The 4030-nt window shown below is 50.5% G+C and carries 3 protein-coding genes; 1 reads left to right on the top strand and 2 read right to left on the bottom strand.

Translation table 11 applies throughout. The features are described from left to right. Nucleotides 1-119 precede the first annotated feature (119 nt). Both alr and dnaB read right to left on the bottom strand, forming a co-directional pair. The gene (gene alr, locus RSC70_RS20925) at nt 120-1199 is read right to left on the bottom strand and encodes an alanine racemase (protein WP_061059298.1); all 1080 of its coding nucleotides are present in this window, start codon (nt 1197-1199) and stop codon (nt 120-122) included. A gap of 80 nt (nt 1200-1279) precedes the next feature. Next, nucleotides 1280-2689: a replicative DNA helicase gene (dnaB, locus tag RSC70_RS20920; protein WP_004093484.1), complete on the bottom strand. Its 1410-nt coding sequence runs from the start codon at nt 2687-2689 to the stop codon at nt 1280-1282. A gap of 99 nt (nt 2690-2788) precedes the next feature. On the opposite strand from dnaB, the gene RSC70_RS20915 reads away from it, so the two are divergent. Further along, nucleotides 2789-3775, top strand: a complete 987-nt coding sequence (locus RSC70_RS20915; RefSeq protein ID WP_130961399.1) for a quinone oxidoreductase — start codon at nt 2789-2791, stop codon at nt 3773-3775. Nucleotides 3776-4030 lie beyond the last annotated feature (255 nt).

Below are 4030 nucleotides of genomic sequence, written 5' to 3'. Positions count from 1 at the left end.
AACAGCGATATTACGCTGGAAGATAGCCGCAAAATTTATGAAGCGTCACTGTAAAAGATAAGCAGCACACCATTTCATCCTCACCTACATTGAGGAGGATGAAATGGTATCACCCCGCATTATTCGCCGACATACTCCATCGTGACACGCGGCGTCAGCTTGGTAATCAACTCATAGGCGCTGATTCCGGTATACTTAGCAATCTTTTCAACCGGCAGTTCTGCACTCCACAAAACCACTTCATCACCCACTTTATCTTTCGCCTCTGGGCCTAAATCAACCGAAATCATATCCATCGATACACGACCAACGATAGGCACTTCACGGCCATTGACTAGCACGGGAGTGCCAGAAGGCGCACTGCGTGGATAACCATCGCCATAGCCAATCGCGACTACGCCAAGTCGGGTATCGCGCTGGCTTACCCATGTGCCGTTGTAGCCCACAGGTTCACCAGCTTTGTGCTCACGCACGGCGATTAGGCTAGATTTCAGCGTCATCACCGGCTGTAAGCCATAATGGTCGGCATAGGGTTCAGCCAGCGGAGATACGCCATACAGAATAATTCCTGGGCGAACCATATCGCGATGCGACTGTGGCCAAAGCAGAATACCGCCCGAGGCAGCGATAGATTGCAAGCCAGGTTTACCCGTAGCAAATGCGTCAAAACAAGCTAACTGAGCTTCAGTCATACCCGTTTCAGGCTCATCTGCACGGCTGAAGTGGCTCATAATATTCACCGGCTGCTCAACGTTGCGGCAGTTGGAAAGGCGCGTATAAAACGCATCGGCCTGCTCTGGACGTACCCCAAGTCTATGCATGCCGGTATCCAGCTTCATCCAAACCTTAACCGGACGCTCCAACTCAGCCTCTTCCAGCGCTTGTAACTGTTCTTCGCTATGAATGGCAGTTTCAATATTATTGGCAACCAAAACGGGCAGATCGTCGGCAGAGAAAAAGCCCTCCAGCATCAGAATAGGCTTAACAATACCGCCCGAGCGCAGTTTTAGGGCTTCGCCGATACGCGCTACGCCATAGCAATCTGCATCTTTTAACGTTTTGGCTGTTTCTAAAAGCCCGTGCCCGTAGGCATTTGCTTTTACAACGGCTATCAGTCGGCTGTGCGGCGCAAATTGACGAATTTGCTGAAAGTTGTGTCGCAGAGCGCGGCGATCAATGACTGCGGTTGCCGCTTTCATTTCTATTCCTTCCCAATATCTCAAATGAGTTAATTAATTACTGCTCTTAGAGAGCTGATGATGTTTTGTCACCAGCTCGATTATTCGTCGTCGTACTGCGGGCCCGCATAGTTATCAAAACGCGAGAACTGGCCGTTAAAGGTCAAACGAACCGTACCGATTGGGCCGTTACGTTGCTTACCCAGAATAATTTCCGCAATACCTTTCAGATCGCTGTTTTCGTGGTAAACCTCATCGCGATAGATAAACATGATCAAGTCGGCATCCTGTTCGATGGAGCCAGACTCACGCAGGTCGGAGTTTACCGGGCGCTTGTCTGCACGTTGTTCCAAAGAGCGGTTAAGCTGAGACAGTGCCACAACCGGAACCTGTAGCTCTTTTGCTAACGCCTTGAGCGAGCGGGAAATTTCCGCGATTTCTAAAGTACGATTATCCGATAACGACGGCACACGCATCAGCTGTAGGTAGTCAATCATGATAAGGCTAAGCCCATCGTGTTCACGGAAAATGCGGCGCGCACGCGAACGCACTTCCGTTGGGGTCAAACCTGATGAGTCGTCAATGTACATGTTACGTTTTTCCAGCAGAATCCCCATGGTGCTGGAAATTCGTGCCCAATCCTCATCGTCTAGCTGACCGGTACGAATTTTGGTTTGGTCAACGCGTGCTAATGACGCCAGCATACGCATCATGATCTGTTCGCCGGGCATCTCCAGACTGAATATCAGCACCGGTTTATCTTGGGTCATTGCGGCATTTTCACACAGGTTCATGGCGAACGTGGTTTTACCCATCGATGGACGCGCCGCTACGATAATCAGGTCAGAACGCTGTAAACCGGCGGTTTTTTTATTGAGGTCCTGATAACCGGTGTCGACCCCTGTCACACCGTCATGTGGAGTCTGATAAAGCTGCTCAATACGTGCAACCGTCTGCTCTAAAATACGGTCAACGCTTTTCGGCCCTTCGTCTTTGTTCGCACGATTTTCCGCAATCTGGAATACACGTGATTCCGCCAAATCAAGCAGATCTTCGCTGCTACGTCCTTGAGGATCATAGCCCGCGTCGGCGATCTCATTAGCCACCGAGATCATATCGCGGACAACTGCACGTTCACGTACGATATCGGCATAAGCGCCGATGTTCGCCGCACTTGGCGTATTCTTTGAAAGCTCTGCCAAATAAGCAAATCCGCCCACGGATTCTAATTCGCCACGTTGCTCTAGCGATTCAGACAGCGTGATCAAATCGATCGGCTTGCTCATTTCCAGCAGTCGCTGCATTTCCGTAAAAATTAGGCGGTGTGGACGACTGTAGAAATCGTTGGCGACAACACGCTCAGCCACGTTATCCCAGCGTTCATTATCCAGCATCAACCCGCCCAACACGGACTGTTCCGCTTCCAGCGAATGTGGTGGTAGCTTGAGCCCCTCCATCTGCCTGTCGCGCGGGGTCTCGTTTGATTTGTTGGTGGGTTTATTTCCTGCCATAGTGGGAATGCTTTACCTGTTAGTGAAAGACGCGTCAGTATACCTGAATGTAATCTAATTTTGATTATAACAATGACACTATGCATTTGAGGAAAGACGATGGCAAAACGTATCCAGTTTAGCGCCCACGGTGGGCCTGAAGTGCTTGAATATGTAGACTTTGATCCGAAAGATCCGGCTGCGGGAGAGGTACAGATCAGCAATAAAGCCATCGGAATCAACTACATTGACACCTATATTCGTGGCGGACTGTACCCAGTTTCTCAGTTCCCATCAGGGCTTGGCACAGAAGCCTCTGGCGTGGTCACTAAAGTCGGTGCAGGCGTCACCAGTATTGAAGTCGGCGATCGCGTGGTTTATGCGCAGAGCGCTCTCGGTGCTTATAGTTCGGTACATAACGTCCCTGCGGAAAAAGTGGCTTTACTGCCTAATGCAATAAGCTTTGAACAAGGCGCAGCCTCTTTCCTCAAAGGTCTTACCGTGCATTATTTGCTGCGCCAAACTTATGAAATCAAAGCAGGCGAAATCTTCCTATTCCATGCCGCAGCTGGGGGCGTAGGCCAAATAGCATGCCAGTGGGCAAAAGCGCTGGGCGCCAAGCTGATTGGTACCGTAGGTTCAGACGCTAAAGCCGAACGAGCAAAACAGGCTGGTGCATGGGCGACAATTAATTACCAAACCGAAGATATCGCCCAACGCGTCGCAGAACTGACTCAGGGTGAAAAAGTTAACGTTGTCTATGACTCTGTGGGCAAAAGCACATGGCTTGCCTCACTCGATAGTCTGAAAAAACGCGGGCTGATGGTCAGCTTTGGCAATGCTTCAGGCCCTGTCACCGGCGTTGATTTGGGGATACTCAACCAAAAAGGCTCGCTGTACGTTACACGCCCTTCTCTCAATGGCTATATCAATAATCACCAAGACTTGCTTAGTGCCAGCCATGAACTCTTCTCAATGATTGCCAGCGGTGCAATTAGCGTTGATGTGCCTGATACGCAGAAATTTGCCTTAAGTGACGCAAGAAAAGCGCACGAAGTACTGCAAAGCCGCGGGACACAGGGATCGAGTTTGTTGATACCGGAGTAGTAGGCGTTATTTTTGCTGGGTTTTGGAACGTCAACATCCTCTATGGAATCACAGTGAAATGTTTCGTTCGCCGGTCAGCAAATGTGTTTCCATAAGCCTACTGGAGAAGGCGACCGATGAGAGCCCCGTTGCGCGGGGGCTCTCAACTCGCGCGCTTTTATCCGAGATGCCATCTTCGCTACGGTTTGGTATCGCCCATCCAGGGCGCCCCAAACTCCGTCACGACATCCCTGTCGTGCCGGCTCTTCCTACCAA

Source organism: Hafnia sp., from assembly GCF_036648275.1.
GTDB lineage: Bacteria > Pseudomonadota > Gammaproteobacteria > Enterobacterales > Enterobacteriaceae > Hafnia > Hafnia alvei.
Note: the sequence above shows the minus strand (reverse complement) of the source record. Positions and strands in the feature narration are given on the sequence as shown.